The sequence below is a fragment of the Fischerella sp. PCC 9605 genome (assembly GCF_000517105.1).
GTDB lineage: Bacteria > Cyanobacteriota > Cyanobacteriia > Cyanobacteriales > Nostocaceae > PCC9605.
Map to the genome: position 1 here is coordinate 464,723 of NZ_KI912149.1, position 25,989 is coordinate 490,711.

Below are 25,989 nucleotides of genomic sequence, written 5' to 3' on the forward strand. Positions count from 1 at the left end.
GACTTTGCGGTACATCTAAAATCATGCCAACAAAAAAATCGATCTCATTTTTTCTGGTCTTTCTGGGAGTATTGTCTATCTGTGCATCAGCAAAAGCTCAAGTTGGCTCTGATTCTACTAAATTACAAGAACAGGTGAATACACAATTGAGTCAAAAAGATTTCCAAGGGGCGAATATATTAGCACAAGCAAACCGAAGATCTACGTATTGCGATCGCCTAGATACTAGCGACACGACGCTCTATTTTAATACCAATAATCAGAAATCTGTGAGAGTTTTTCGCCCAAGAAATAATCCAACACAAATATTGATGAATATCTACGATAGCAGAAACCAGGGATCGCGTGCAGAGATAGCATCATGTTCTCCTGCAACGCGAATATCTCAACCGTATCAGTTAATCTATAGTACAAATGTCAAAGGCAGTATATACTATGCCACAGTTTTGATTAATAACAAATCTAAGATCCAAGCGAATTTGAAAGCAGCAAGTCAGAATACAAAAAAAATATTGTGGAATGAACCAGCTTCTGGTGAGGTGACACTAAAACTTAGTATTTCTGAGTAAATTTGAAACGCAGAGGCTCGCTGAGGTAAACGCAAAGGTTCGCAGAGCTTTGTTGCAAAAATTTCGCTATGAACTTATGCGAGTTTATACTGGCTTGATTTGTATCAATTCATTCTTGCCCAACGAGTTCCCTGCCAAATACTTAGAAACAAAGCAGCAGAAACTAAAGCTCCTAAGTTCCACTTTATAGAATTCTTGAGCAATTTTGTTCTCTGAGAAGACTGAGTAGCTTTTGTTTGAGTTTGAATTTTTTCTTTAGCTTGAGATATTTGTGACAAAATTTGATTTTTGACTTCTTGAGGATTTTGACCTTCTAATGAGCGACCTTGGCTTTTCAAAAAATTATTAATCTGTTCAGGTGTAGCTTGGTTCAGTTGCTTTTCCAATTGTTCAGCTTGAGTGAGTTTTTGTTGGGATAATATATTGATTTTACTAACAGTTGTATTAGTGAGTCTAACAGTGTTAGCAATTCCCAAAGGAATGAGTAATAAGAACAATAATGCTAACAATAAAGTTAACCAAGACAGGAATTTCAAAATCCGGAATTCCCATTCTTTTCTCGAATACTTTTCTCCATAAAATACCAATACAAATCCGATTAAAGGTACAGGTACTCTTTCAACCAGTGCTCCAAAGGTTTGAAATTCCCAAGCAGGGTTCATAAAGCCTGGCGGTATAAACATCTCAAGAATATCAAACAAGGCTAAGAGTAATAGACCATAGCCAAGCACTCGAAATATATTCATAGAATCTGCCATTTTATAGGCAAATTCCTGTAGCTCGTTTAACAAGGGAATTAATTTATCAGTCGTGGGTTTAGTCATGTTCCTCACACAATTTTCTTAACACAAATTTTTGATACTTATCACTATCCTAAATCTCCCGGCTTAGGAAGTTTTTAAAGTCTTGTAAATTTATAGGACGAAAAACATATTGATGTTGATATTCATAATCAGATTGATCTGGTTTTGGCTTATTTATATTCGTTGTTAAAAAGACTTTCATTAAAATGAGCATAATGCTACCCAAGATTACAGCCAAAAACGGAATTCGCAATTTTTTCCACAGAGTCATTAATCTTGATTTTTTTGTTCCTGTTGTTGGTGCAGTAAAAAGTAAAACAAAACAAATGCCAACACTTCAATCATTCCAAATATCAAGGAACCATCGCCTTCATGCCAGTAAATAAATGCTGGGTAGTTAACTTTTAGTACCATCACAGCTAGCAGAGCAACGCGTATCCCATTGATAATGAATCCCAATGCCACAGCCACGAATATTACTAAAACTCTCTGTTTTCGTTTAGTTGGAAACATCAGCAAACAAATTACAGCGATGCCTAAAAGATAGCAGACAGATTCAATGCCTGAACAGCCCTCATAAACCTTGACACTTCCTGTTGGTAAATTTAAGAAAACTCCTTGTAGGGACACATCAACACCGCAGTACCAAAGCAGGAAAGCCGAAAATTTAGCCGTCAAGGGAGAAATATCAAACAGAGATGATAGCACTAACTTCGGAATACCTAAAAAAAACAATATAGTGAGTTCTTGCGAATATTGTTTTAATCCTTTGAAACCAGAAGCTAGCAAACCAAGACCTAGAGCAGAAATCAATGGTGAGACGCGAATAAAAATTTCAGGTGAATTAACATGATGAAAATTAGCACTTTGCCAAAGCAGATTACCAATCAATAATCCACCTAAAATGCTGGGAAAAATTCCACTTTCTAAAGTTAGTTGGTCGCGTTTGTCTTCAAGTAAAGAAACGACGGCTAACAAAAACACTATACTCATTCCTACATGGGCAATATCTCCAGATTTCCAGGAAAGAGTTAAGATAATCGCAGTTAAACCGGCTCCTATTCCTAAGAGCCAGAACTGGATATTTTTTAGTGGTTTAATTTCAATTAAGCGGTTAGCTTTCATATGGAAGACGGAATGAGCAATGAGCAGGATTAGCTTGCCAACTTAGAACTGGAATGATTTAGTAATCATTTTGCTGACTGCTTTTTGCGCTTCCTTGCAATCAAGCCGGCAACTAACAGCAAAGTTCCTCCAATAGTTGTGGGTTCAGGAACTGCTGTTGCTTTCCATCTGCCTCTACCACTTACAGGGCCTTGTCCACTTACAGGAAAACCCAAGAAACCCCAAGTTCCATCTGAATCGATACTGAAAAGATCCCTCTGACTAACTCCACATCTGGGTAAGCATCCGTCCCAATTGTTTCGAGTCCCCAATAAGGGAGACCGAGGATCTCCTCCCAACACACTCAAAAGCACATCTGTCGGGCCTGGTGGAGACATTGCAAAATTTGTAGGTTTCCAAAAATAGACGAATGCTCCTACAATGCTCTGACCAGTTTCATTCAGTTCAAAAACTGTAGATGTGGGACTAGGGATTTGAAATTCAAAACCATCCAACAGCAAATCTACTGAGAAGCTGTTAACAAGAGAATATTCCTCGGGTGGTGTAAAGCGACGCGTCACATTCGATGACAGGATTGGGTCTTGAGGATTTTCGTAAACAACACCGGGTCTCAACTGTACAAAACTTCCTGAAAAGGGTTTGTATGTAAATCCTCCACTTCCGACTAACTTTCCTGATTCATCGAATAACTCTAATGTTGCCGCATTGACATCTTTAAAGGTGGCAGAAGCAGCTAGAGTTTGATCTGTGGCGACAAACCCCGCTGTCAAAACAGTTGCAGCTACAGTTGTGTTTGTTAGTAGCTTCATTGTGAATTTCATAAATTTTATACCTTTGATGGGCGTGATTGCAGGAATAACTGCAAGGCAAGCATCGTAGGTTGTCAGTGCGATAAAAAAATAGGTGGTGTTAATTTAAATATGAACTGTGCGGCTCTAAGGTCATCTTGCAACTTGCTCGCACTGAAACTTTCCTTACTTTGGATGCAAGGAATTCTAAGTCTGAGATAGTCTATTTCTTATCCTTACAGATACCTGCCTAAGGGTAACTGCAAATTCTATAGTTCGTAGACGATATTGTTACACTGCTATTGTTGAGTTTTTCATCTTTCTGTTACTAGTTGCAACGTCAGATAAGCTAGTTAAGCCAGCCAGTTAAGACAGTTAATACAACAACAATCTGTCCGTGATGGCAAATAACTAAGTCACTGTATACCTTCACCCCCTCCCCCCGCATTTTGGAACTGGGCAAGATTCAGTTAAGATAACAAGGCAACTGTGAACCGTAACAAAATAGGGAAACACCGGTGTAAGTCCGGGGCTGTGCCGCAGCTGTAAAGGGATTTTAGATTTTAGATTCTAGATTTTAGATTGGCATTAATCCAAAATCCAAAATCTAAAATTGCCTAAGCCAGAACGCCTATGTGTTACTAACTCACTCTATTTCCTGCGTTGCACGGGAAAGGAGCTTTAACTGAGAATGCTTATTTTTGACACAACAAATCTGAACCAACCAGAATACCCAAGCGTCGAAACTCTAGAATTGCCACCATTGCCAATTAAGCGTCCTGTGTTGATGATTGGTCATGGCACTAGGGATGCAGATGGAAGGCAGGCTTTATTAGATTTTGCTGCGATTTATCAAACTTTAGATCGATCGCGTCCAGTCGTACCTTGTTTTCTGGAATTGACTGGCCCGACAATTCAAGAAGGTATCGACCAGTGTGTAGAACAAGGCTACACAGAATTCTCTGTCTTACCAGTGCTGCTATTTGCCGCACGGCATAATAAGTTTGATGTTACGAATGAGCTTGACCGCGCTAAGGCTAAGTATCCGCAGTTGAAGTTTCATTACGGGCGGCATTTTGGAATTACCCCCGGTATTATCGAATTGTGGCGATCGCGTTTAGCAGAACTCGACAAACCAGAAAATAACCCCCTGCAAATCTCTCGTGCTGACACAGTTCTGTTGTTTGTCGGTCGTGGTTCCAGCGATCCCGATGCTAATGGTGATGTTTACAAACTCGCTCGTATTCTTTGGGAAGGTAGCGGCTACTCAACTGTCGAAACCTGCTTTATCGGCATTACTCACCCCAGACTAGAAGAAGGTTTCCGTCGCGCCCGTTTATACCAACCAAAACGCATTATTGTCCTACCATACTTCCTGTTTACTGGCGCTTTAGTGAAAAAAATCTTTAACATCACTGCCCAACAGCAGGAACAATATCCAGAAATTTCCATGACCTGTTTGCCAGAAATGGGACTGCATCCCCAGCTATTTTCTGTACTCAGAGAGCGAGAAATCGAAACCCAACTGGGACAAGTGCAGATGAATTGTGAAATGTGTAAATTCCGCCTCGCTGCCATATCAAATCACCACGGACACAATCATTCTCATGACCACCACCATCACGATCATCACAATCACGACCACTCCCACCCGCCTGTAGACCCATATGCAGATATAGAGCAGTACCATCAAAAAATTTGGCAAGCACCCTAAGAAATGATGAATTATGAATTATGAATGATGAATGATAAAAGAGTTTCATAATTCATCATTCATAATTCATAATTTTTTGTTATGTCCAAAGAATTTTCCATCGGTAGCAAAGTCCGCGTTGTCGCCCTACCGCCCTACGTTAAAACCGCCGATCCTATGCCTATGCTGCGTCCTCCCGATGTGATTCGCATTGGTGAAGAGGGTGTGGTACTTGATCGCCGTCCCGGAGGATACTGGGGTGTCCGCTTTGCTAGGGGAGCCTTTCTCATGGAAAGCCAATACATCGACAGCATAGAATCTCCCCAAGCTGAGAATAGCAGCCAGTAATTGTAAACTTATGTTAAGTGATTATTCTGGTCTGCATAATGATTTCCCGTCGCAATTTTTTAAGCATATTATTCGCTAGCTGTTTTGCGCTGATCGGTTGGTTGAATTTTGCCCCAGCAGCGAATGCGCTGGGTGGCAAACTTCCCTTTGTCAATCAACCCGCACCAGAGTTTACTTTGTCCACCAACTCTGGTGATGGCAAAATTTCCCTCTCTGATTATCGCGGTCAGTGGGTAGTCCTTTACTTTTACCCAAAAGACTTCACTCCTGGTTGCACTATAGAAGCTCGTCGCTTTCAGCAAGACTTGCCTAAATATATAGAAAAAAACGCGCAAGTAATTGGTGTTAGTGCTGACGATGTTGATTCTCACGCCGAATTCTGTGATTCGGAGGGGCTAAAATTTCCTCTGTTGGCGGATACAACGGGCGCAGTGAGTAAAGCCTACGGTTCTTGGCTGAGCTTTGTTTCTATGCGCCATACGTTTATCATCGATCCACAGGGAATGTTGCGGGAGACTTTTGTGAAAGTTAATCCAGCTATCCATAGCCAAGAAGTGCTAGCCCGACTAGAGGAATTGCAACAAGCTACCGCCTCATAACTTTTAGCTGTTACTTACCAGCATAAACTGCGATCGCATGTGGTACTGGACGATTTGTGGAAATAAAAGATTTGCCATCCACAATTAGTCCAGTGCTACCACCACCATCTAGCATGGCTTGGGCACTAGCACCAAAGCTTCTGAGAACTTGAGATGCGTCAATTTGACGAGCATAGTTACTTGAATATAAAAGTACTGTTTCTTTCACACCATCACTGTTATCATCTCGAACACCAACAAAGGTTCGCGGTAAATATTTACTAGCAGATTTATTTGCACCTGTATCCAATAGGCCGATAACTTCAGGGAAACGGTTGAATGTCTGTTGGATATATGCCTGAATATTTGCACTTCCTAGTAAAGGATTAAAGGCAAATGTGCGAATCTGACCAGGGTATTCTTTACCTATAGCGTAGCCGTAGGTAATCAAATTTCCATGCACTTTCAAGCCAAAAGCAATTCCCGTTGGGTTATCGCGGGTCGAAAAAAACGCACCATTCACAACAACTTTTGCTTTGCGGGATGATGTGTTTTGGTTAACGGCATCTTGCCAAAAATTGCTGAGCGTTTTTTTGCTGACTCGGTCATTAGGAGTGCTATCTACTGCACCGATTAAGTTTTCTATCGTCGCTTTGGCAGTATTGACAACGGTGACATATTCTAACTTTCCGTTTGTATCATCTTTTTTGTATACTTGTACGCCAGTATCTTCAAGAATTGGCTGAAAGCCAGAAGGGATTGATAGTGCCTGCGCTGTATAGCTGTGGGAGATGGAAATTACAGCCGTGACGATACCTAATAGTAATTTTTGCGACTTCACTGAAATATTTATTATATTTAGGGTTGCGATCGCCCAGCCTTTTCAAGGTGGGTGAAAAATCTGCTTTCATTGCCTGATTTTTCCTGATTCGACTTGGTGTCTTAGTGTCTTGGTGAGACCAGCCCCCTCAGGAGTGAGACCACTTCCCGTCTTGGCTTCTGCCTATAGGGGAAAGTGGCGAACCCGAAGGGCTTGGTGCTTTTAGGGGGGACTGGCGTAGACGCCCCTTGTGGGCGGCTCAAGGTAGAGTACCCGTAGACGCGCAGCGGTGAACCAGCGCGCTCCAAAGGGGGTTCTCCCCCAATCCCCACTCCCTGTCGGTCGTGGGGGCCCCGAGTCCCCCATGAGCGACTGGTGAACCCGGAGGGCTTCTCGCAGAGTAGGGTGGTTAAATAAAATTTATTTTTTCACCACAAAGACACCAAGACACGAAGAAAACTTATTTTTTAGGATTGCACCACCAAAGGGCTAGTTGCGATCGCCTGATGATTTAAGCGTTGGTGTATTGCGTCATTGTACACGGTTGGGATGGCAGTATACGGGTTTGGACATAGTATCAATTTCATTGTGTTGAGATCTAACGACAGCATTTGGTGTAGTGACAACTGGTGAGTTGGATAGTAAAGCATTCCCACGGCTAGAATAAATCGATAGACTTTATGTGTATTATTTAATACAGTAACGTGTTTACGTGCTATGAATTATCAGCGATCGCAAAGTGCCATAGCATACTTAATTACCCACAATTCATGACCTGGATGTCATAACAATCTATCGGTCTGCTTCGACGATTCAAGCGTTCACACGTTGATACAACACGTTTTGCGATTGCGCACACCTTATTTATAAACTTATATTGGTATAAAATTTTACTTAATATCAGTCAAACATAATTTGATATATTCAACACTAATAGTATTAAAAGCATATAAAGGATATGCATACAAGGCGCTTTTAATCAGAAATTGATGTTACAACACTTGATTAAATAAGTTATAGTTCTGTGCAGTTACATGTCGAATGTATATAATGCTATCTTTTTTCCTTCTTTAGAATTTTTTTATAAAATAAAGTACGAAAATCTTTCTATAGAAGGATGAAAACGGGAACGCCGCCTTTAAACTGAACGTCACTGTTTCCTGTTTGGGCTGAATAGAAGTCTAGACAACGGGGGTAGGTAGTGAAGAGCTTATTTGTCCCCTCATTATTGTTCACCATTGTATAGCATTCTGCCTAAAGCTAAGCCACCAGATTATAGGTTGTATCTGTCATGCTAGACTTGACCATTGAAACTTCCCAAGTACATCAGCAACTAATTGACTCTACTGATTGGAACATTATTGAAACAGAGTTTGACCCCACTAGGCTACATCATCAAGAAACAGTCTTTACCCTCAGCAACGGGTATTTGGGAACGCGAGGTTCATTTGAAGAGGGGTATCCCAACGATAGTTCGGCAACGATGATTCATGGGGTTTATGATGACGTTGCGATCGCCACTACAGAATTAGTTAACTGTCCCAACTGGCTGCCGTTTGTAGTGAAGGTAGCTGGGGAACGCTTCCGCATGGACAGTGGCGAAATCCTTAACTACGAACGTCGCCTCGATATGCGTCTGGGTATAGTCAGCCGGGAAGTACGGTGGCGCAGTCCCGCAGGGCACACTTTAGAATTTCACTTTGAGCGGTTTGCCAGTCTAGCAAGTCAACATTTTTTGGCGATCAGGTGTCAGGTTACATCTGTAGATTTTGAGGGTGATATTGAGGTAGAAGTTGAATTTCATCCCGAACCGCACACCCAAGGTGTCAAACACTGGAAAACAGTCAAACAAGGTGGCTTAGATAATATTATCTGGCTGCACAGCCAAACTCTGCATTCTGCAATCGAATTGGGGATGGCAGCTAAGCTGATTGTAGAAGGTGAAGAAGTAGCACCCGTGCGCGTGCATCAGCTAGAACATCACAGCCCCAAACTTGTCACCACTTTGCAAGTTGAACCCGGCAAAGCTGTCAGTCTCGAAAAGATTATTACTCTCTACACTTCCAGGGAAACACCAACTCCTGCGGAAGCAGCCATGATTCGGCTAGTTGCTGCACCTAGCTATTCAACCTTGCTAGCGGCGCACATTGCTGCATGGGATGGGGTATGGCAAGAAAGTGATGTGATTATTGAAGGCGATCGCCTCGCGCAGTTGAGCGTCCGCTACAATCTCTTTCAATTGCTTGCCGTTGCGCCGCGTTACGACGATCGCGTCAGCATTCCTCCCAAAACCCTTTCTGGCTTTGCTTATAGCGGACATATCTTTTGGGACACGGAAATTTTCATCCTGCCTTTGCTGATTCACACTCAACCAGCATTAGCACGTAACTTGCTCAACTACCGCTACCACACTCTACGTGGGGCGCGGCGCAAAGCCCAGGAAATGGGATACAAGGGAGCTTTTTATGCTTGGGAGAGTGCTAGCACTGGTGATGAGGTGACTCCTCGTTGGGTAAGCGATCCTAACGGTAAACAAGTCCGCATCTGGTGCGGTGATATTGAAGTGCATATCAACACTGACGTAGCTTACGGTGCTTGGCAATACTGGCAGACAACCGGTGATGATGAATGGATGCGCGACTATGGCGCGGAAATAATTCTAGATACGGCGGTGTTCTGGGAAAGCCGTGTAGAGTGGAATAACCAACGTCATTGTTACGACATCCGTGATGTGATTGGCCCGGATGAAAATCACGATCGCGTAGATAATAATGCTTTCACTAATTTATTGGTGCAGTGGCATTTGCAAACTGCTTTAGCGCTATTAGATTGGCTGGAAAAGTCCTATCCCGATGAAGCAACACAACTGGCAGAAAAACTTAACTTAGAGCCACAACAACTGGAACTTTGGGCTGATATCTCCAACCGTCTCTATATCAATCACGATGTAGAAACTGGTTTGATTGAACAGTTTGAAGGCTTCTATAACTTAGAATATGTCAACTTTGCTGATTACGAACCGCGCACCAAATCCATGCAAGGACTGTTGGGAGTAGAAGCCACCAGCCAAAAGCAGATTCTCAAGCAGCCAGATGTGTTGATGCTAATGTACTTGCTGCGCGATCGCTTTGATAGCAAAACCTTGCAAACCAACTGGGACTATTACAGCCCCCGCACCGATCATACCTATGGTTCTTCGCTTGGGCCAGCAGTTCACGCCATCTTAGCTTGCGACATCAATCAACCAGCTGAAGCCTACACTCATTTTACGCGGGCGGCAATGGTAGATTTAGCAGATGTGCGGCGTAACGCCCATGAAGGCATTCACGCCGCTAGTGCAGGTGGAGTTTGGCAATCTGCGATCTTTGGATTTGGCGGCGTACGCATGACTCAATTTGGGCCCATTGCTTGTCCAAATCTCCCACCCAGCTGGACACGTCTGAAGTTTCGGTTGAAATGGCGCAATCAGTCCTATGAGTTTGATTTGACAAAGTGAAAGGGACTGGGGATTAGGGATTGGGGATTGGGTTTTCACGCCTAAAAATTATGGAATTCTGCTTTACCCACAGACAAATTTTGGTATTGGGTACTAGGGACTTGGGACTGGTGAGACCACTTCCCGTCTTGGCTTCTGCCTATAGGGGAAAGTGGCGTAGACGCCCGTCAGGGCGGTGAGCAGCGCGGTCTTGGGGGTTTCCCCCATGTAGACGCGCGCAGCGCGGTGAGACCAGCCCCCGTCTTGGCGGTCTCCGTCACGATGGGGGACTGGCGAACCCGAAGGGCTTCCCGAAGGGTACGACTGCGTAGACGCGCGCAGCGCGGCTCAAGGCAGAGTACCCGTAGACGCGCGCAGCGCGGCTCAAGGCAGAGTAGGGCTTCTCGTAGAGTACCCGAAGGGGGACTAGGAAAAACCCAATACTAACGTATTACCAACCCAGTACCCAATACCCAATACCCAGTACCCAGTCCTCAGTAAAGAGTACCCTCAAGCGTGGAGCGGCGTTCCGAGCGGGGTAGTATTACTATTACTACTCTAATGAGTCAATCTAAATATTCTCTCAAGCGTTCCTGCTAATTAGGAACGCTTTTTATGTTGAAGGCTAAAAAGCCTACTTCGTAAACTTCATAACATGCACCCTTTTAAATTTGGGGAAAAGTGTCATCAAATCTTCTCCCCATCACCCCATCTGTCTAAATGGGAAAATTAAAAGCTTTACAGCTTAGCCAATGGTTACTTGACTGGTATCGACAGCAGCAGCTCCATTAACACCTCGGGCTACAGAAACCATTTTGTTAAGAATATTTTGATTGGGAACTTTACCTTTTAACACAACAGTGCTGCCAGTTTGAGCAACCCAGAGAGTATCGACATCATCCAGCTGCTGATCTTGGTCAAATGCAAGCGCTACACGCTTTGCTAAACCGCTTTCGTCATATTCCCCATTCAATCCCATACGCTCAGGGGGAATTTGTTGAGTAGCAGCAGGTGCAGCAGCCTGTTGTTGCTGTACTTGCTGGGGAGCAGGATTTACTTGAGCATTTTGAGGTTTTTCTAGTCCAAACAGTCTTTTTAACCAACCCATAAACTTTTTCTCCTATAAGGCTAATAACCATCTGTAATATTAAAAGCAGACCATAGGAGCTACATCTGTCCATAACCTGATTTTTAGTTAGAAAGACTCCTACTACCGGATGAAAAATTAGCGATCGCCCTTCTCATCCCCAAGCATTTTTTAAAGAGTTTTTCTTCTCTTAACAAATATTTGCAACACAACCCTATTTGAGGAATTAACCTCAGTTCTATTGCCATTCCCTGTCCTCAAGTTCCTTAGTCGGCAATAATAAGGTTGCTTCAATTTCCTGCCTGATAGCAGCTGTCACCTCACAATTGCTATTCAGACAATCGAGTAGTAGCTGATTAGCATCGTAATAGCGTTGCAGCACTTGCTGTTGCTGTTGGCTAAACTGCCAATGGTGGTTAATATTACGATAATTAACGATCGTCGTTTTTAATTGTTCAACCCAAGCTGAAGAGTGTACCTGCCACCATACCTGAAACAGTTGTCGGTTTTGATTAGGATTCGGCAATTGATCCCTGAGTTGTTGTAGGGATTTATGAAGACCTGCATCCAGAACAATACCCAGAATGTTCGAGAGAGCATCTCCACAGGCATGACCATAGGCAAAGTCCTGGCTTCGGTCAATCGCACACTCCAGCAGTAGGTCATCTAACGCCGCATCCAGAAACATCCCCTGGTCGAGGGTGCAGGCTAGGGCAAAGTCAGAAGCCATGTGAGGAGTCCGGGCAAGGGCAAGGTAAAATGCTCGGCCCGTCGCAACCTTTGGTTGCGACGGAGTAGTACGAGATTTTTGGCTTGCCCAGGTCAAAAACTCTTGTAGGTAAGGGTCTTGGGCGACAAGTGCATCAATGTGTTGCTTCATCAACTGCATCAGCCCGTCAGCACTCCGGAGCATGGCAGCTGTCAACAAGAAGATTTCGCGCCAGTGAGGGTCAGTGATGTGACTGACTAATCCTCCCAATGCTTGCTCCAATGCTTGTAGGTTATGGCTGGCAACGATTTTTCTCGCCGTGAAGTATTCTTGAAACGCCAGATAGGAGAAGGAGAAAATTCCCCGTGCCCGTTCTGTCAGTAGCCCATGTTGCGCCTCGATCGCCTTCAGCACCGCTTCACTTTCTAGTTGCAGTTCCTCTGGCTCCGTTGGCATCTCAGGTAGATTACGAATATAGTCACCAATGTATTGCTCAATAACGCGTTGCTCAAAGAAGTACTGACCCTCTTCAAACGTTGCCGCCGCAATCTGACTCAACAACTTGAGCTTTTGTGGTAGTAAAAACCCCCGATAAACATCATCCCGTTCAACGCCTCTAGCTTCATCCCATTTGCCCAGAAGAAGATCTAGCCCTTGCTTATAAAACTCAGTCCGCTTAGTTGGAAATTTTTCCTGACCGTGGAACACCCAGCAGGCAAGATGCAGAAATAGGGGTGTGATGACAAGTTGGCGAAATTGCCAGTTTTCAGGTAAGTCCAGCTTTTGAATAAACTGAACAGACTGTGCCTGCCCATTTTGAGTGTTTGTCTTGGTGAATGCCACAAACCATTTTCGAGCGAAGGCTCGGATTTGTTCGTGGGTAAACGGGGCAATCTCAACGTCGGTAAAGCCTCGGAGGGTGAGCTTTTGAGCTGCCGTTCGACAGGTCGCCACAAACCGATTTTTGTGATACTTGTCCGAAAATCTGCGAATTTCTCTTAAGACAGCATTACTCTCTTGGTTAAGAACTTCATCCATGCCATCAAGCAACAGCAAAACTCTGCCTGCACCAAGCAAAGTTTCAATGATTGACGGGTCTGAAATTCCAGACGTGATAAATTCTTGGCGGATGTAGTTTAATAGGCTGAATTCGCCGCGTCCCCGTGATTCTTCGGCAAAATTCCTCAGTACGATGAAAACAGGAACTTGGTTTGCTGCAAATGCGCCTTGGTTACACTGAATAGCGAGATGTTGCAAAAAGGTGGTTTTACCTACCCCTGGTTTACCCAGCACCCTGAGCTTGGAGTAGGTTTCGACTGCCTCCATACCCGGTATTTGTTTCTGCTCAACCTCACCTAAGCCAAAGCGGTCAAACTCCTCTGGATTAAGGTTTTGCAGGTTAGAGATATCTAACCACTGTTGGCTGGAGATGTCTTCCAGAATATTGACATCAATATATATGTCATCGATCGCAACGGGATGACTGATATCTAATAACTGCAAGATACCGCACTGGTCTTGAATTTTGTCTTGGCGTTGCGATCGCACCTGTTGCACCAAAATATCAATATCTAGAGCAGGAGCTTGGGCAACTTCGACGGGATCGGAGAATTGGGACGGGGGGTCGGCAGCAATCTCCCGCCAATTCAGTTCCAATACAGAACAAATTTCCAGAAAAATATGACGCTCAACTGGACGCCCAGAAAAAAACCGCCAAATCGGTTGTCGAGTCTTTAAGTTGACTTCAAAAGCCAAATTTTCCTGAGTCCACCCCTTGCGGGCAAACGCTCTTTTAGCCTGTTGAATCCCGGTAAGTGATGCCTGGAGCGATCGCTTAACCATAAGCCAAAAAACTCATAATGAAAACTTAGAACGTAAATTTTTATTAACACTATAGATTTTATATCTTTTCTTATGATATGAAAATATGCTCAATTTAAATCATACAAAAGTCAGAGATCGACTTTCAGTAAATCGAAATGAAACCAATCCAAAAGTTCTTCATACTGTGAATTCCAGGTACACGTGTGGGATTAATTCTGTAAAGACCCTATGAAGATTGAGTTCTGGGCTTCTATGTATGAGTTAACGGCTCTCAATGACAAGTGTATTGAGGCATCATTAAGTTTGTTAAATTTTTTGTAACGAAGTCAAACATTATCAATCATTTTATACATCTCTAACCTTTGCCAAGACTTAATCTCAAGCATTCATATGTCATGCTAGAGGAGTACAGATTCAAGGCTTCTCTATGAACACTGGTTAGCTCTTTAGAGCAACGACAGTAGATAACCAGAAGGTCGCAATATTACAGATATTTCAAACAAAGTTTTTTTATAGTAATCATTGCTATTTCCGAGCTATTTCCGAACCTGATTCAAAAGCTCGCATATGTTATCAAGACAAGAACATAAAATAGATATTTTAGGTGAGATGAACTACCCCGCCGTATAGACGGACGGGCGTCAATTAAAAGAATTTAACTCGACACTTTCCTTACTTTTTGTATCGTAACTTAACCAAATAAACCTAATAAACCCAGAAATGAAACAGCACCTTGTCATGCTGTAGAGGAATGCTAACAGAGCTTATGCAGTTGAATGTTAAACGTTAACTATTGATTGCAGGTTACTACAGTTTGAAGCGAGCAATGCAGTCCGCCGGAGAAGTGAAGTGATGCAGTGGTCAAATTGCCATCTATGCGATCGCTCTATTAGATCCTCTGCTAAGGGTTTTTAGTACTAGTTCTGAAATCCCAATTGGAGTTGCAATGTATACAAATAATGAATTTCCTACTAATCTTTCATCCCTCCAAGGGCTGCGAGTACTCGTTGTAGACGATAATGTCGATTTCTGCGATTTGATCGCGCTGCTGCTACAACCCGATGGTGTTGAGGTGCAAAAAGCGTTTTCAGTCCAGCAAGCTCTAGAGATATTTAGGCAATGGCAACCTGATGTCCTCGTGAGTGACATTGCCTTGCCAAAGGAAGATGGCTATGCCCTGATTCAACAAGTGAGAACCAAAGCGGGAGAGCGAGGGGAAGTGGTGCTAGCCATTGCTGTGACAGGCTATGCCCATGAAAATATGTATCAACGTACTCTATGTACTGGGTTTGACCTGTTATTCACCAAACCCCTGGATTTTGATGAGTTCCTTGCTGTGCTTGCCTGTTTAGCGATTTGCCAACAGTCCTCATATGCGATCGCTCAACGGATTTTGGGTAATGTCCTAGAGGTGGCAGCCTAAGTTTTGAAAAGCAGTGATATTGGGCATTTCCAAGTTAGCATCACCATTTTTGAAACACTATCAACAAATCAATGTAATTTTATTCTGGAGATTTTAATTATGTCGTTTACTATCGAGTCTGCACGCTCCATTTTTCCTGACACTCAAGTTGCTGATGCGGTTCCAGCTACCGTTGAATCATGCAATCAACTCAGTGCTGAGGATCAGTTGGCTTTACTTTGGTTTGCCTACACTGAGATGGGAGTTACAATCACTCCCGCTGCTATGGGGGCAGCCAATATGGTCTTCGCAGAAAAAACCCTGACTCAAATCAAGCAGATGTCTGCTGGAGAGCAAACACAAGTTATGTGCGATCTGGTTAACCATACTGATACTCCCATCTGCCGTACATATTCATCTTTCGGCACGAATGTCAAGTTGGGCTTCTGGTATCAGTTAGGCGAGTGGATGAAACAAGGAATCGTTGCTCCGATTCCAGAAGGTTATAAACTTTCTACGCAGGCATCAGATGTCCTCCAAGCCATCCGTCAACTTGAAGGGGGTCAGCAACTCACCGTATTACAAAATATTGTCGTCAACATGGGGTATGCTCCAACGGTTAGCGCTCAAAAAGTCAAAGAACCTGTGGTTCCACCTAAAGATATCGCACCCCGAGCTAAGGTCAGCATTGAGGGCATCGACAACTTGACAGTCCTGAGCTACATGGAGAATATGAACGCCTTTGACTTCCAGGGGGCTGTGGCTTTATTTGCTGAAGACAGTGCCCTGCAACCGCCTTTCGAGGAACCGATTGTGGGTCATGAGTCGATCCTCGCATATATGCGTGAAGAATGCTACGGACTCAAGCTGATTCCTGAGCGGGGAATGTCTGAGGCAGCAGAAGGAGGGTTCACCCAGATTAAAGTGACGGGTAAAGTCCAAACTCCCTGGTTTGGTGACAGTGTTGGCATAAATCTAGCATGGCGGTTCTTGCTCAATCCGCAAGGCAAGATTTTCTTTGTGGCGATCGATTTGCTGGCATCTCCCCAGGAACTGCTGAACTTGGGTTTTATCAGGTAGAAGAGCTTCCTGAGGTTGACTCACAAATTTGAAACATTGCCTAGCGATCGCTCTAGTAAATTTGTAATATTAGAGCAATAGTTTGTGAGTTATAATAAATACATTAACAGCGACAACGCTACACGTTGCGAGGCAACCAATATGGATGCCAATGAAGTTTTGAGACGATATGCGGCCGGAGAAAGAAATTTTAGACAGGCAGACTGGAGAGGGATAAGCCTAGCTAAAGCAAATTTGAGTGGTGTAGATTTGAGTGGGGCGCATTTGAGCAACGCAGACTTGAGCAACTCAGATTTAAGCAATGCTAATTTAAACTGGGCTGGACTTAGAGGAGCCAATCTCAGCGGCGCTAATCTGAAGGGGGCAAAAATGCCTGATGGAAGAACGCACAGTGATTGCTTAGAGTCTGCCAATTATTTCTTTAGCTAACACCTGACAAAAATTCTGCACTTAGTAAGGGCGGTGCTGTTGATTCAACAGCACCGCATTTGTGTTGACGACATCCTCCCCTTGACATCGGGGAGGGGTATTTTTTTCATAAGTGTTTAACCGGACATGATAATTATCTGACGATTTGAATGTTTTTAGTCTAAATCATACATTTTATACATTTTCAAACGCTTCTAAAACATGATTTCTAACAGCGAGGTGTCATGCTAACAAGAGTTAGCAGATTACAGAAAACTAGGTGAAATTAAATGGCTGATATTGTTGATACTGCTGTTAAGGCTGGTTCTTTCAATACGCTAGTTACTGCGGTCAAGGCTGCTGGTCTAGTAGATACTCTTAAAGGAAAGGGTCCATTCACCCTTTTCGCGCCTAACGATGAGGCGTTTGCTAAGCTTCCCAAAGGTACAGTAGACGCACTGCTTAAGGACATTCCAAAGCTCAAGAAAATCCTTACCTATCACGTTGTTTCCGGCAAAGTGATGGCGGCTGATGTGATGAAGATGAAGTCAGCTAAAACGGTTGAAGGTGAAAATGTGAAAATTGACGCTTCTGATGGTGTCAAGATAAATAATGCCACAGTCACAACACCAGATGTTGATGCTGATAATGGTGTTATCCACATCATCGACACAGTGTTGATGCCTGCGTAAGCTTTCCCCATAGATAGCATTTGCTATCTGTGGGGCAGCGACTATAGGTGGTTGCTGCCACATGACACCGCCTACACCCTCGTCATTGTTTGGGCATTAGCGCGATCGCCCTCCCTCTTGCTACCACACTTGTGGCTGAAACGTGGATTGCTGTGTTCATTCTATTTGCTGGAATTGCCAACTTAGGCTCTATCTTCTTAATCTTCTAATGGTAGAAAGAAAATTGTAATCAAACCTGGCACAGAGACAAAAAAGCTCAACAGAAAATAGTACTCATAGCCTACCCGTGTCTCTATATAACCACTGAAAAGCCCTGGAATAAATATACCAGTTGCCATCAATGCCGTAGTAATAGCGTAATGGGATGTTTTATATTCAGGATTAACATTACTCATTAAAAAAACGGTATATGCCGATACGCCAATTCCATAAGAAAACTGCTCAAACGCATTTACAAAATATACCCAGGTAATGCTTGGTTTATATACAGCTAAGATCCAATAGATTAAAATCGCAGAATTTTGTAAAATTGCGGTCGGTAAAAGCCATTTTTTTAGTCCTTGTTTCGCAATCAAATAACCACCAATTATTCCTCCAATCAAAAGGAATACTATTCCAACTATGCCATATAAATATCCCACTTCAGCAGTGGAGATTCCTAAACCTCCTTTGCCAAATTTATCCATTAAAAAAGGCGGTGTCATTTTTAACATAAATGCATCACCAAGCCGGAAGGTTATTATGTATGTAAAAATCCAGGCAATCCGATATTGAGAAAAATATTTTTTGAATACATGAAAGAATTGATTTTTATAAGTATCTTTGTTGTACTCAAGCAAATTAGATTCGAGATGTGGAAGATACCAAAGTTGGAAAATATAAATTAGTAGAAGTATTATTCCAGCCAAAATAAATGCTAATGACCATCCCATCCTCAGAGGATGAAATTTAATAGCTAAATCGAAAAGTGAAAAGTTAATATCTCTGAAGACTCTTATATTAGTCTCAGTTGTTCCTACTATATATTGATTTGCAAAGTAGCCAGCCAAGAAAACTAATCCACCATTACCTGCAAGCCAAGCAACTTTATATGCTGTAGTTTGAACCCCAACATATAATGCTTGTTGTTCTTTACTAAGGGCACTTAGGTAAAATCCATCTATAGCAATGTCATGAGTAGCAGAAACAAAAGCAATAGCGGCAAATATAATAATTGATACAGTCAGACTATCCGATATAAGTACACTCAACGCCAGCAAAAAAAAGAGAAAGATACAAATAATTTCTGTAGTTAAAATCCAAAATCGCTTAGTTGAATAAATATCTACCAAAAGCCCCCAAAATCCTTTTAAAACCCAGGGAAGATACAAAAAACTTGTCAACCCAATAAACTCATTAGTTGCACCAACATCTTTGAAGAAAATCACCGACATTAAATTGACAACAGTATAAGGTAAGCCTTCAGCAAAATACAAAACTGATATCCACAAGCCAGGATGATGTTTTTTATCAGTTGTCAACATTCTTTTAGTAATACCAATTGGTTAAATTCCTACCACATCAATCTTGATGAAGAGACTATCGCTCTTAGTTTCTTTTACCAGTAGTACAGTTCCCTACGCTTCATCCTCGGGAGAGATTGCAACTACAACCTTTGCTTTTTTAAGGGCAAAGAAGACTCATCATCCGGCCTATGCCGGAGCTTCCCACAGTTGCAATTTCAACTTTTTCAGCAAATGTTGCCATTTAGCATATGAGTCGAGAACAGATGGCAGAACATTTAATGCAATTAACGCGGTTAATGATGATGAAAGACAATGCGTTTCGATATCTGATAAAAAATAAAATTCTCTCGGATTTATCGGATTTAAAGTTATAGGAGGAGTTGCTTCTCTCATTCGAGGCTAGTGTTTTACATCTGTTGAGTCAAACAGGGGCAGTAACGAGGATTTTTAATATCATTATTTATTTTATTTGGCAATAAACATTGCAGTTTTGTAATAAAAGTGTTAAATTTAATTTATAAAACATCACAAAACAAAAAAGCAGAACTTATCAAAAGCGATTTAGTGACTGAAGAATTCGGTAGGCTGAACAACTACGCCATCGAACCCAACAAGTACGTGATGGATCAGCCTCGGTTTGGCTTTACTCAGTATGCAGAAAAACTCAATGGACGTTTAGCCATGATTGGTTTGGTTTTGTTTCGCTCCTGGCTCTAGTAGTCCTGACTAGGTATACACAGGCTTCTAGGAAATTGAGCTTCACTAGATACCCTGAACACTTTTGCAAAATATAAGGATAAAACCAATGAGAACTAATGTTGGCTTAACTAATCCCTCTCTGTTCAGTCCCACTGATGTTGACTTAACTAGTCCCTCTGTGTTCAGTCCCGTTGTCTTCAGACCCGGTTTCAATCACTTTGAGAAAATCAACGCAACTCAAGCCTGGTCACTGTTTTTTACTGGAGGTAGAGAAGATAAGGCACTTGGACTTAGCCCCACAGTAGGTCGTTTTTACAACCTCAGCTTGATCGCGATCGCTATTGCAGGTATCCTCTGGACTTTCTTGTTCCGACCTTTCTAAGCGCATAGGTTTAAGTTAGGGGTGAACACCCGTTCGCCTCTACAGGCGTCCGGGTGGGCTGCTACGCCAATGACTTAGAAATCAAAGATCAGATTAAAGTAATTTCGATTGGAGAATCATTATGTCAAAACAGCAAAAAGGCAACAGAGAAGCCAAAAAACCCAAAAAGCAATCTGATGGTACTAAAAAGCAAAAGAAAGATCCCAACAGACATGATGGACTTGTAACACGTATAGTAAAGAGTTCAAATGAGCAACGAAACATTGAACCCTAAAACATAGCTAGTACAACATCGAACTGACAGTTTTCACCCTAATTGAGTTACAGAAGGCACTATGGATCAGGATATACCAAAGGTGAAACATGAACGTCATTTCTAAATTCATTCCCATTCCTAAACCGATCAAGGATAAGTCCAATGAATATCTAAATCCTAGCAGTGGAGATCGACTCTTATGCCTAAAATAACGGCTCAAGGAAAAACCTTTGAATGCGCTCAAGGGGCTAATTTACGTCAGGTGCTGCTCCAGAATGGGATAGAACTCTACAACGGGGCTGCTTCAGCGATCAACTGTCACGGACTCGGCACTTGTAGCACTTGTGCAGTCCAGGTGGAAGGGGCGGTTTCGGAACCTGAATGGCGCGAACGCACTCGGCGATCGCTGCCTCCCCATTCTCTCGCCCAGAACCGCCGACTAGCTTGCCAAACTCAGGTTTTAGGGGATGTCAAAGTGACAAAATTTGATGGCGCTTGGGGTCAAGGAAATCAAACCGTCTGGACACCGAAGGGTTAGTTCAGTTCGTCCAAATCGAAGATAGGTACGCGGATTGACAGCTAAATATGTTTTGCTGTTTTCCACACCTATAAATAAAGCTTTTAAATAATAAGTGATAGCGATGCCAATTAAAGAAAAACCAACTCCTACTCCTTCCCGCCTGATCGGTAACATTTTTCTGGCGCTGACAGCTTTGTTCCTGATCGCAAATTTTATATTGCCTTTTGTCTTAGATCCTCAGATTCCCGGTGTTCCCTATAGCCTGTTCATCCATCAGGTTCAGGCAGGGGAAGTTGAGCGGGTGCAAGTTGGTCAAAACCAGATTCAATTTCAATTGAAAACGGTCGATGACCAGGCTGGACCAGTGTTCTCTACTACACCCATCTTTGATTTGGGATTGCCCAAGTTGTTAGAAGAGAAGGGTGTTGAATTTGCCGCTGCTCCTCCGCCCAAGAATGCCTGGTTTACCAGTCTTCTGGGCTGGGTGATTCCACCCTTGATTTTTGTGGCAATCTGGCAGTTTTTTATCAGACGGGGTGGTGGACCCCAAGGTGTTCTCTCGATTGGTAAGAGCAAAGCCAAAGTTTATGTCGAGGGAGAATCTGCCAAAATTACTTTTGCCGATGTGGCTGGGGTCGAGGAAGCCAAGACTGAGTTGGTTGAGGTTGTGGATTTTCTCAAGACTCCAGGGCGCTATACCCTGATTGGGGCGCGGATTCCCAAGGGGGTGCTGCTGGTGGGTCCACCGGGGACTGGTAAAACGTTGTTGGCTAAAGCGGTGGCAGGGGAAGCAGGCGTGCCGTTCTTCAGTATCTCTGGCTCTGAGTTTGTGGAACTTTTTGTTGGTGTGGGTTCTTCACGAGTCCGCGATCTGTTTGAGCAGGCGAAGAAACAGGCTCCCTGCATCGTGTTCATTGATGAATTGGATGCGATCGGCAAGTCTCGCAGCAGTGGTGGGTTCTACGGCGGCAATGATGAGCGGGAACAGACACTCAACCAGTTGCTAGCAGAAATGGATGGGTTTTCAGTGGAAGATGCAACAGTGATTGTGCTGGCAGCCACAAATCGCCCTGAAGTATTAGACCCTGCTCTGTTGCGTCCTGGTCGATTTGACCGTCAAGTGTTGGTCGATCGCCCGGAGTTGTCAGGGCGAGAAGCAATTCTCAAAATCCATGCTCGGAAAGTAAAGCTGGGTGAGGACGTGAATCTTAAGGCGATCGCGACTCGTACTCCTGGTTTTGCCGGGGCAGACCTGGCAAACCTGGTGAATGAAGCGGCTCTGTTAGCAGCCCGCAATCAACGTTCCTACGTTGCCCAGGAAGATTTTGCTGAAGCGATCGAGCGGGTGGTGGCAGGTCTGGAAAAGAAAAGCCGTGTCCTCAACGACAAGGAAAAGAAGATTGTGGCTTACCACGAAGTCGGCCATGCCCTGGTCGGTTCTCTGATGAGCGGGAGTGGTCGAGTTGAGAAAATTTCTATCGTCCCTCGGGGTATGGCAGCACTGGGTTACACGCTGCAACTGCCAACAGAAGATCGGTTCCTCATGGACGAAGCAGAACTCCGAGGTCAGATTGCCACCTTGCTCGGTGGACGCTCAGCGGAAGAAATTGTGTTTAACAGTATTACTACTGGTGCAGCCAATGATTTGCAGCGGGCAACGGATCTGGCAGAGCGGATGGTGACTACCTACGGGATGAGTAAAATCTTAGGTCCCCTGGCTTACCAGCAAGGACAGCAAGCCATGTTTCTGGACAATGGTGCGCCCAATCCCCGCCGGATGGCGAGTGAAGAAACGGCACAGGCAATTGATCGTGAGGTGAAGGAAATTGTGGAAACAGCTCATCAGCAAGCTTTGGATACACTCAAGCTCAACCGAGACTTGCTGGAGGCGATCGCCACTCAACTCTTAGAGACAGAAGTTATCGAGGGTGAGAAACTGCACAGTTTGCTCTCACAGGTTCAAAGTGCAAACAATTTAACCGTTTCAGATAAACCTAATTTAAATCTTTCAGGAGTTAACTAATGAGTATTATTACGAAGATGATTGTAAATGCAGATGCCGAGGTTCGCTATCTCACCCCTGGAGAACTAGACCAGATCAAGATCTTTGTTAAGAGCAGTGAGCGCCGTCTACGCCTTGTGCAAACTTTAACTCAAAGCCGCGATCGCATTGTTAAACAAGCTGGAAACCAACTGTTCCAAAAGAGTCCACGCCTTGTTGCTCCAGGTGGCAATGCCTACGGCAAAGAGATGACTGCCACCTGCCTGCGGGATATGGATTACTATCTGCGCTTGATCACTTATAGTGTTGCGGCTGGAGATACTACGCCAATTGAAGAGATCGGGATTGTTGGTGTTCGCCAAATGTACAGATCCCTCGGCACCCCAATTGACGCCGTTGCCGAAAGTGTCCGTGCCATGAAGAACATCACTACCTCGATGTTGTCTGGAGAAGATGCGCTCGTTGTTGGCACTTACTTCGACTACCTAATCGGTGCTCTCGAGTAGGCAGACAACAGGAATCACCTGGAGAGCGATTTCGCGTCACAACCCAGATGACCGATAGTCTTGCCTAAATTCTGAAGATGGGGTTTGAGGACTGTTGACTCAAACCACTCGACCTTAGTTTACTGATTGCAGTTGATTACTTGCTCGAAGAAAAACATGAAAAATTGTTGCTTCTGCAAGAAACTTATTTTTGGGTGTTCATATGTCGGAATATTGCTGCAATATTGCGAGCATCATCTATACCGCGATGGTGGGTGCCTTGTAATTCTATCCCCAAATGTTGGAGAGCCTGTGCCATGCCAAATTTTTGGGATATCCCACAATATTCTGAAAATTCTTTTTTAATATTTCTATGCTCAGAGCTAAAAGGATAGGGAACGTTATGAAACTTACAGTCTCTAATAAATTGATTTTTATCATAGTCTCCCCAAGAACAAAAAATGTGATTGGGGAATGAATAAATCCATTCTTTAAAACGAGAAATTACATCTGGAAATGTAGAGGCTGCATCCACATCTTCTTGACGAATGGTAGTCAATTGGGTGCAAAAATTTGTAAGGTGTGGATGTCTCACAGGTCGAATAAATTGCTGAAACTCAGATTCTATTATCCACGTGTCGCCATTTAGCATCACCGCACCAATTTCAATGATTTCTGTTTCATATCTAGGAATACTGTTGTCGTTAGAACAAGTAGCTTCCACATCGACTATCAGAAAATATTGAGTCATTTATAGTCTTTGATCGGAAAGATTAATTAATAAAATTTTATCTGAGATATTTAGAGGGAATTTACATCTGAAGTGCGGAGTCCTTCATGTATCAAAGTTAGATGAAAAAGGTTTAAGCCAACCTACTTGCATAGCCAAATTAAGAGCGATCGCAGCCATTGCAAACCACAACACGCTCTCCAACCCCAGCACGATAAACGGCACAATTGTATCTGCACAAGCAACCCCGATATCCACCTGAGTTAACCCTCGGATCAATCCAAAGGCTAATACCCCACCAGCTTGAAGTTGTGGGTTTTTGTCTTGGCGGATGATATAGCGATAAGTGACACCAAACAAAGAGCCAGAGAAAGTTGCTATTGCACAACTCAACCACCAATACCAATTTAGCGGTTCCGTTTGCAAGCTGCTGAGTATTGGAAAATACTTTACTAAAACCAGGCTATGGAACAAATAAGTAATCAGAAAAGCTAAAAATAGACAAAAGCCTGCTATTATACCGCCTTTTAGGGATTCTAGGCGTTCTGCCATTAAATCATTTGAAGTATTGTTCATCCACAAGCAAACAAGAGTGGGGAAGGGAGAGTTCTTGAGAGTGGGAGAGTGGGAGAGTTCTTGAGAGTGGGAGAGTGGGAGAGTTCTTGAGAGTGGGAGAGTTCTTGAGAGTGGGAGAGTGGGAGAGTTCTTGAGAGTGGGAGAGGGGGAGACGACCAACCACTAACTACTAACCACTAACTACTAACTCTTGACTCTTGACCAATGACTAATGACTAATGACAATTCCCAGTATCATAAATATTGTAGTTGTCTTGTAAATCGAAGTTAAGAATTACCACTATGGAAATTTTGACACTGGGATGGGTTTCGCTGTTGGTCGTTTTCACTTGGTCAATTGCAATGGTAGTTTGGGGTCGTAACGGACTGTAGAGGTATCGTGGAAAATCCACTCCTGAGTATTTTGGCACTAGTGGCCCTGGTACTACTAGTAGTTGTTACCGGGGGAGTTGTTTATTTGACGCTGGCAGATTGGCGCGATCGCCGCCTTCAAGAACAAGAAAAACGCGAACTTCGACGCACAAGTCCTAAGCGGCGATGAAAAATCTAGGTAATAGTAGAGACCTGCTATTTCAAGTGTCTCTACTATTCTTTTTTAATGTGCGTCGCTGTAAAAATAAAAATCTCGAACTAATCAAATAGTAAAAAATCTTAAGGCTTGGACTGCCTCTGGTAATAATCGCAAGCTAATGTAAACAGTACTGCTAAACCAGTAATTGCCAAACCTACTAAAGGATGTTGTCCTTGGCTGACAGCAAAGGATGTAACTACACCAGCACCCAAGGCAGCAGTAATTGCAGCAGTCAGCAAATCGTTTTGAGAATTGCGATTATACATGTTGATTTTCCAGAGTGAATTTTCTCAATTCCAGGAGTTATGTCCTCACCAAAAATAACACCCTGTTTTTTGATTTTTTCCCTTTTGGTAAATATCGCAATTAAGCTTTACTTTTATTAATGTTGAGATAAAATTTAAAGCCGACGAATATCAATTTTCTTGATTATTAGGTGATAACTAGAAAGGCATAAATAAACTAAAAACAGTGCGGGCTAGAAGCCCACCCCACAATATTATTAAAGCTCTTGTGGGGTAGGCATCCTGCCCGCCCGTATAAAATACAAAATATTTTACGTTTAATTTTTATTTAGAAGTCCCTTAGCGATTTGTCATTAATAGATATTCGGTATATATCCTGATTTTGTCACTTTTTTACTCCTGTTTTGTCACTTTTGTAGTGGCAAAATTTAGAATGATTGACAATTTAGCTTTTTCCGTATTGACAAAACAAAAGAATCCATGATTGCGGGCATATTGCCCGCATTATCTTATTTATGTACCTCATCAAGAGGTTGAACGGTAATTTTAGTAACCCACATGAATCAAGCAAATACAAAAGAATCCAAGTAATAAAGTAATTTCAATTTCACCACATC

Annotated in this window: 29 protein-coding genes and 1 riboswitch; of the genes, 19 read left to right on the forward strand and 10 right to left on the reverse strand. The window is 43.0% G+C overall.

Annotated elements, in window-relative coordinates:
• Positions 1 to 71: 71 nt before the first annotated feature.
• Positions 72 to 569 (forward strand): hypothetical protein, encoded by a 498-nt coding sequence (locus tag FIS9605_RS0116945; RefSeq protein ID WP_231510387.1) that lies wholly within the window; start codon positions 72 to 74, stop codon positions 567 to 569.
• 104 nt (positions 570 to 673) lie between these two features.
• Here FIS9605_RS0116945 and hpsJ-A read toward each other — a convergent pair whose 3' ends face one another.
• The 3 genes from hpsJ-A to FIS9605_RS0116965 all read right to left on the reverse strand — a co-directional run bounded on the left by hpsJ-A (position 674) and on the right by FIS9605_RS0116965 (position 3,318).
• Positions 674 to 1,393: an HpsJ-like protein, cyanoexosortase A-associated gene (gene hpsJ-A / locus FIS9605_RS0116950; RefSeq protein ID WP_197036067.1), complete on the reverse strand. Its 720-nt coding sequence runs from the start codon at positions 1,391 to 1,393 to the stop codon at positions 674 to 676.
• 249 nt (positions 1,394 to 1,642) lie between these two features.
• Positions 1,643 to 2,497 carry a cyanoexosortase A gene (crtA, locus tag FIS9605_RS0116960; RefSeq protein WP_026733669.1) on the reverse strand — a complete coding sequence of 285 codons (855 nt, stop codon included), beginning with the start codon at positions 2,495 to 2,497 and terminating at the stop codon, positions 1,643 to 1,645.
• A gap of 65 nt (positions 2,498 to 2,562) precedes the next feature.
• Positions 2,563 to 3,318, reverse strand: a complete 756-nt coding sequence (locus FIS9605_RS0116965; RefSeq protein ID WP_197036068.1) for a PEP-CTERM sorting domain-containing protein — start codon at positions 3,316 to 3,318, stop codon at positions 2,563 to 2,565.
• A 428-nt stretch (positions 3,319 to 3,746) separates the two neighbouring features.
• Positions 3,747 to 3,938, forward strand: a riboswitch (cobalamin riboswitch).
• 38 nt (positions 3,939 to 3,976) lie between these two features.
• On the opposite strand from FIS9605_RS0116965, the gene FIS9605_RS0116970 reads away from it, so the two are divergent.
• From FIS9605_RS0116970 to FIS9605_RS0116980, 3 genes are all read left to right on the forward strand, one after another.
• Positions 3,977 to 4,999 carry a sirohydrochlorin chelatase gene (locus tag FIS9605_RS0116970; RefSeq protein ID WP_026733671.1) on the forward strand — a complete coding sequence of 341 codons (1,023 nt, stop codon included), beginning with the start codon at positions 3,977 to 3,979 and terminating at the stop codon, positions 4,997 to 4,999.
• Positions 5,000 to 5,080: 81 nt separating this feature from the next.
• On the forward strand, positions 5,081 to 5,326 hold the full coding sequence (gene sipA, locus FIS9605_RS0116975; protein WP_026733672.1) for a regulatory protein SipA: 246 nt from the start codon (positions 5,081 to 5,083) through the stop codon (positions 5,324 to 5,326).
• A 38-nt stretch (positions 5,327 to 5,364) separates the two neighbouring features.
• Positions 5,365 to 5,925: a peroxiredoxin gene (locus FIS9605_RS0116980; RefSeq protein WP_026733673.1), complete on the forward strand. Its 561-nt coding sequence runs from the start codon at positions 5,365 to 5,367 to the stop codon at positions 5,923 to 5,925.
• 10 nt (positions 5,926 to 5,935) lie between these two features.
• Here the strand turns inward: FIS9605_RS0116980 and FIS9605_RS0116985 are convergent, their stop codons facing one another.
• Positions 5,936 to 6,745: a phosphodiester glycosidase family protein gene (locus FIS9605_RS0116985; RefSeq protein ID WP_026733674.1), complete on the reverse strand. Its 810-nt coding sequence runs from the start codon at positions 6,743 to 6,745 to the stop codon at positions 5,936 to 5,938.
• A gap of 1,270 nt (positions 6,746 to 8,015) precedes the next feature.
• Here FIS9605_RS0116985 and FIS9605_RS0116990 point away from each other — a divergent pair.
• Positions 8,016 to 10,220, forward strand: coding sequence for a glycoside hydrolase family 65 protein (locus FIS9605_RS0116990; protein WP_026733675.1), 2,205 nt, complete (start codon positions 8,016 to 8,018; stop codon positions 10,218 to 10,220).
• A 724-nt stretch (positions 10,221 to 10,944) separates the two neighbouring features.
• On the opposite strand, the gene FIS9605_RS0116995 is transcribed toward FIS9605_RS0116990, so the two are convergent.
• On the reverse strand, positions 10,945 to 11,307 hold the full coding sequence (locus tag FIS9605_RS0116995) for a phospholipid-binding protein (protein WP_026733676.1): 363 nt from the start codon (positions 11,305 to 11,307) through the stop codon (positions 10,945 to 10,947).
• A 217-nt stretch (positions 11,308 to 11,524) separates the two neighbouring features.
• The gene (locus FIS9605_RS0117000; protein ID WP_026733677.1) at positions 11,525 to 13,837 is read right to left on the reverse strand and encodes an NACHT domain-containing protein; all 2,313 of its coding nucleotides are present in this window, start codon (positions 13,835 to 13,837) and stop codon (positions 11,525 to 11,527) included.
• 928 nt (positions 13,838 to 14,765) lie between these two features.
• Between FIS9605_RS0117000 and FIS9605_RS0117005 the strand changes: the two genes are divergently transcribed.
• From FIS9605_RS0117005 to FIS9605_RS46130, 5 genes are all read left to right on the forward strand, one after another.
• Complete coding sequence (locus tag FIS9605_RS0117005; protein ID WP_026733678.1) at positions 14,766 to 15,242, forward strand: response regulator; 477 nt, start codon at positions 14,766 to 14,768, stop codon at positions 15,240 to 15,242.
• 99 nt (positions 15,243 to 15,341) lie between these two features.
• Complete coding sequence (locus FIS9605_RS0117010; RefSeq protein ID WP_026733679.1) at positions 15,342 to 16,301, forward strand: orange carotenoid-binding protein; 960 nt, start codon at positions 15,342 to 15,344, stop codon at positions 16,299 to 16,301.
• 84 nt (positions 16,302 to 16,385) lie between these two features.
• On the forward strand, positions 16,386 to 16,730 hold the full coding sequence (locus FIS9605_RS0117015) for a pentapeptide repeat-containing protein (protein WP_231510388.1): 345 nt from the start codon (positions 16,386 to 16,388) through the stop codon (positions 16,728 to 16,730).
• Between the two features lie 269 nt (positions 16,731 to 16,999).
• On the forward strand, positions 17,000 to 17,401 hold the full coding sequence (locus tag FIS9605_RS0117020) for a fasciclin domain-containing protein (protein ID WP_026733681.1): 402 nt from the start codon (positions 17,000 to 17,002) through the stop codon (positions 17,399 to 17,401).
• A gap of 51 nt (positions 17,402 to 17,452) precedes the next feature.
• On the forward strand, positions 17,453 to 17,587 hold the full coding sequence (locus tag FIS9605_RS46130; RefSeq protein ID WP_269321051.1) for a hypothetical protein: 135 nt from the start codon (positions 17,453 to 17,455) through the stop codon (positions 17,585 to 17,587).
• A gap of 11 nt (positions 17,588 to 17,598) precedes the next feature.
• Here the strand turns inward: FIS9605_RS46130 and FIS9605_RS0117025 are convergent, their stop codons facing one another.
• On the reverse strand, positions 17,599 to 18,924 hold the full coding sequence (locus tag FIS9605_RS0117025; RefSeq protein WP_035139913.1) for an MFS transporter: 1,326 nt from the start codon (positions 18,922 to 18,924) through the stop codon (positions 17,599 to 17,601).
• A 230-nt stretch (positions 18,925 to 19,154) separates the two neighbouring features.
• On the opposite strand from FIS9605_RS0117025, the gene FIS9605_RS46630 reads away from it, so the two are divergent.
• From FIS9605_RS46630 to FIS9605_RS0117055, 7 genes are all read left to right on the forward strand, one after another.
• The gene (locus FIS9605_RS46630) at positions 19,155 to 19,280 is read left to right on the forward strand and encodes a hypothetical protein (protein WP_082209793.1); all 126 of its coding nucleotides are present in this window, start codon (positions 19,155 to 19,157) and stop codon (positions 19,278 to 19,280) included.
• 127 nt (positions 19,281 to 19,407) lie between these two features.
• Positions 19,408 to 19,623: a hypothetical protein gene (locus tag FIS9605_RS37290; RefSeq protein WP_051470045.1), complete on the forward strand. Its 216-nt coding sequence runs from the start codon at positions 19,408 to 19,410 to the stop codon at positions 19,621 to 19,623.
• 88 nt (positions 19,624 to 19,711) lie between these two features.
• On the forward strand, positions 19,712 to 19,987 hold the full coding sequence (locus FIS9605_RS0117035; RefSeq protein ID WP_197036069.1) for a hypothetical protein: 276 nt from the start codon (positions 19,712 to 19,714) through the stop codon (positions 19,985 to 19,987).
• Positions 19,988 to 20,108: 121 nt separating this feature from the next.
• On the forward strand, positions 20,109 to 20,261 hold the full coding sequence (locus FIS9605_RS44095) for a hypothetical protein (RefSeq protein WP_197036070.1): 153 nt from the start codon (positions 20,109 to 20,111) through the stop codon (positions 20,259 to 20,261).
• Positions 20,262 to 20,442: 181 nt separating this feature from the next.
• Entirely contained in the window at positions 20,443 to 20,781 is a 339-nt protein-coding gene (locus FIS9605_RS0117045; protein ID WP_026733684.1) for a 2Fe-2S iron-sulfur cluster-binding protein, read from the forward strand.
• A 103-nt stretch (positions 20,782 to 20,884) separates the two neighbouring features.
• Positions 20,885 to 22,786 (forward strand): ATP-dependent zinc metalloprotease FtsH, encoded by a 1,902-nt coding sequence (gene ftsH4, locus FIS9605_RS37295; RefSeq protein WP_051470046.1) that lies wholly within the window; start codon positions 20,885 to 20,887, stop codon positions 22,784 to 22,786.
• On the forward strand, positions 22,786 to 23,271 hold the full coding sequence (locus tag FIS9605_RS0117055) for an allophycocyanin (protein ID WP_026733685.1): 486 nt from the start codon (positions 22,786 to 22,788) through the stop codon (positions 23,269 to 23,271). Before ftsH4 ends, FIS9605_RS0117055 begins: the two co-directional genes overlap by 1 nt.
• Before the next feature lie 184 nt (positions 23,272 to 23,455).
• Here FIS9605_RS0117055 and FIS9605_RS0117060 read toward each other — a convergent pair whose 3' ends face one another.
• Positions 23,456 to 24,001, reverse strand: a complete 546-nt coding sequence (locus FIS9605_RS0117060) for a 3'-5' exonuclease (RefSeq protein ID WP_026733686.1) — start codon at positions 23,999 to 24,001, stop codon at positions 23,456 to 23,458.
• An 84-nt stretch (positions 24,002 to 24,085) separates the two neighbouring features.
• Entirely contained in the window at positions 24,086 to 24,556 is a 471-nt protein-coding gene (locus FIS9605_RS0117065) for a hypothetical protein (protein ID WP_026733687.1), read from the reverse strand.
• A 282-nt stretch (positions 24,557 to 24,838) separates the two neighbouring features.
• On the opposite strand from FIS9605_RS0117065, the gene petN reads away from it, so the two are divergent.
• Together petN and FIS9605_RS44100 are read left to right on the forward strand one after the other, a co-directional pair.
• The gene (gene petN / locus FIS9605_RS41065; RefSeq protein WP_012408302.1) at positions 24,839 to 24,928 is read left to right on the forward strand and encodes a cytochrome b6-f complex subunit PetN; all 90 of its coding nucleotides are present in this window, start codon (positions 24,839 to 24,841) and stop codon (positions 24,926 to 24,928) included.
• Positions 24,929 to 24,935: 7 nt separating this feature from the next.
• The gene (locus FIS9605_RS44100) at positions 24,936 to 25,097 is read left to right on the forward strand and encodes a hypothetical protein (protein ID WP_197036071.1); all 162 of its coding nucleotides are present in this window, start codon (positions 24,936 to 24,938) and stop codon (positions 25,095 to 25,097) included.
• Between the two features lie 110 nt (positions 25,098 to 25,207).
• Here FIS9605_RS44100 and FIS9605_RS0117075 read toward each other — a convergent pair whose 3' ends face one another.
• Positions 25,208 to 25,393 carry a hypothetical protein gene (locus FIS9605_RS0117075; protein ID WP_026733688.1) on the reverse strand — a complete coding sequence of 62 codons (186 nt, stop codon included), beginning with the start codon at positions 25,391 to 25,393 and terminating at the stop codon, positions 25,208 to 25,210.
• Positions 25,394 to 25,989 lie beyond the last annotated feature (596 nt).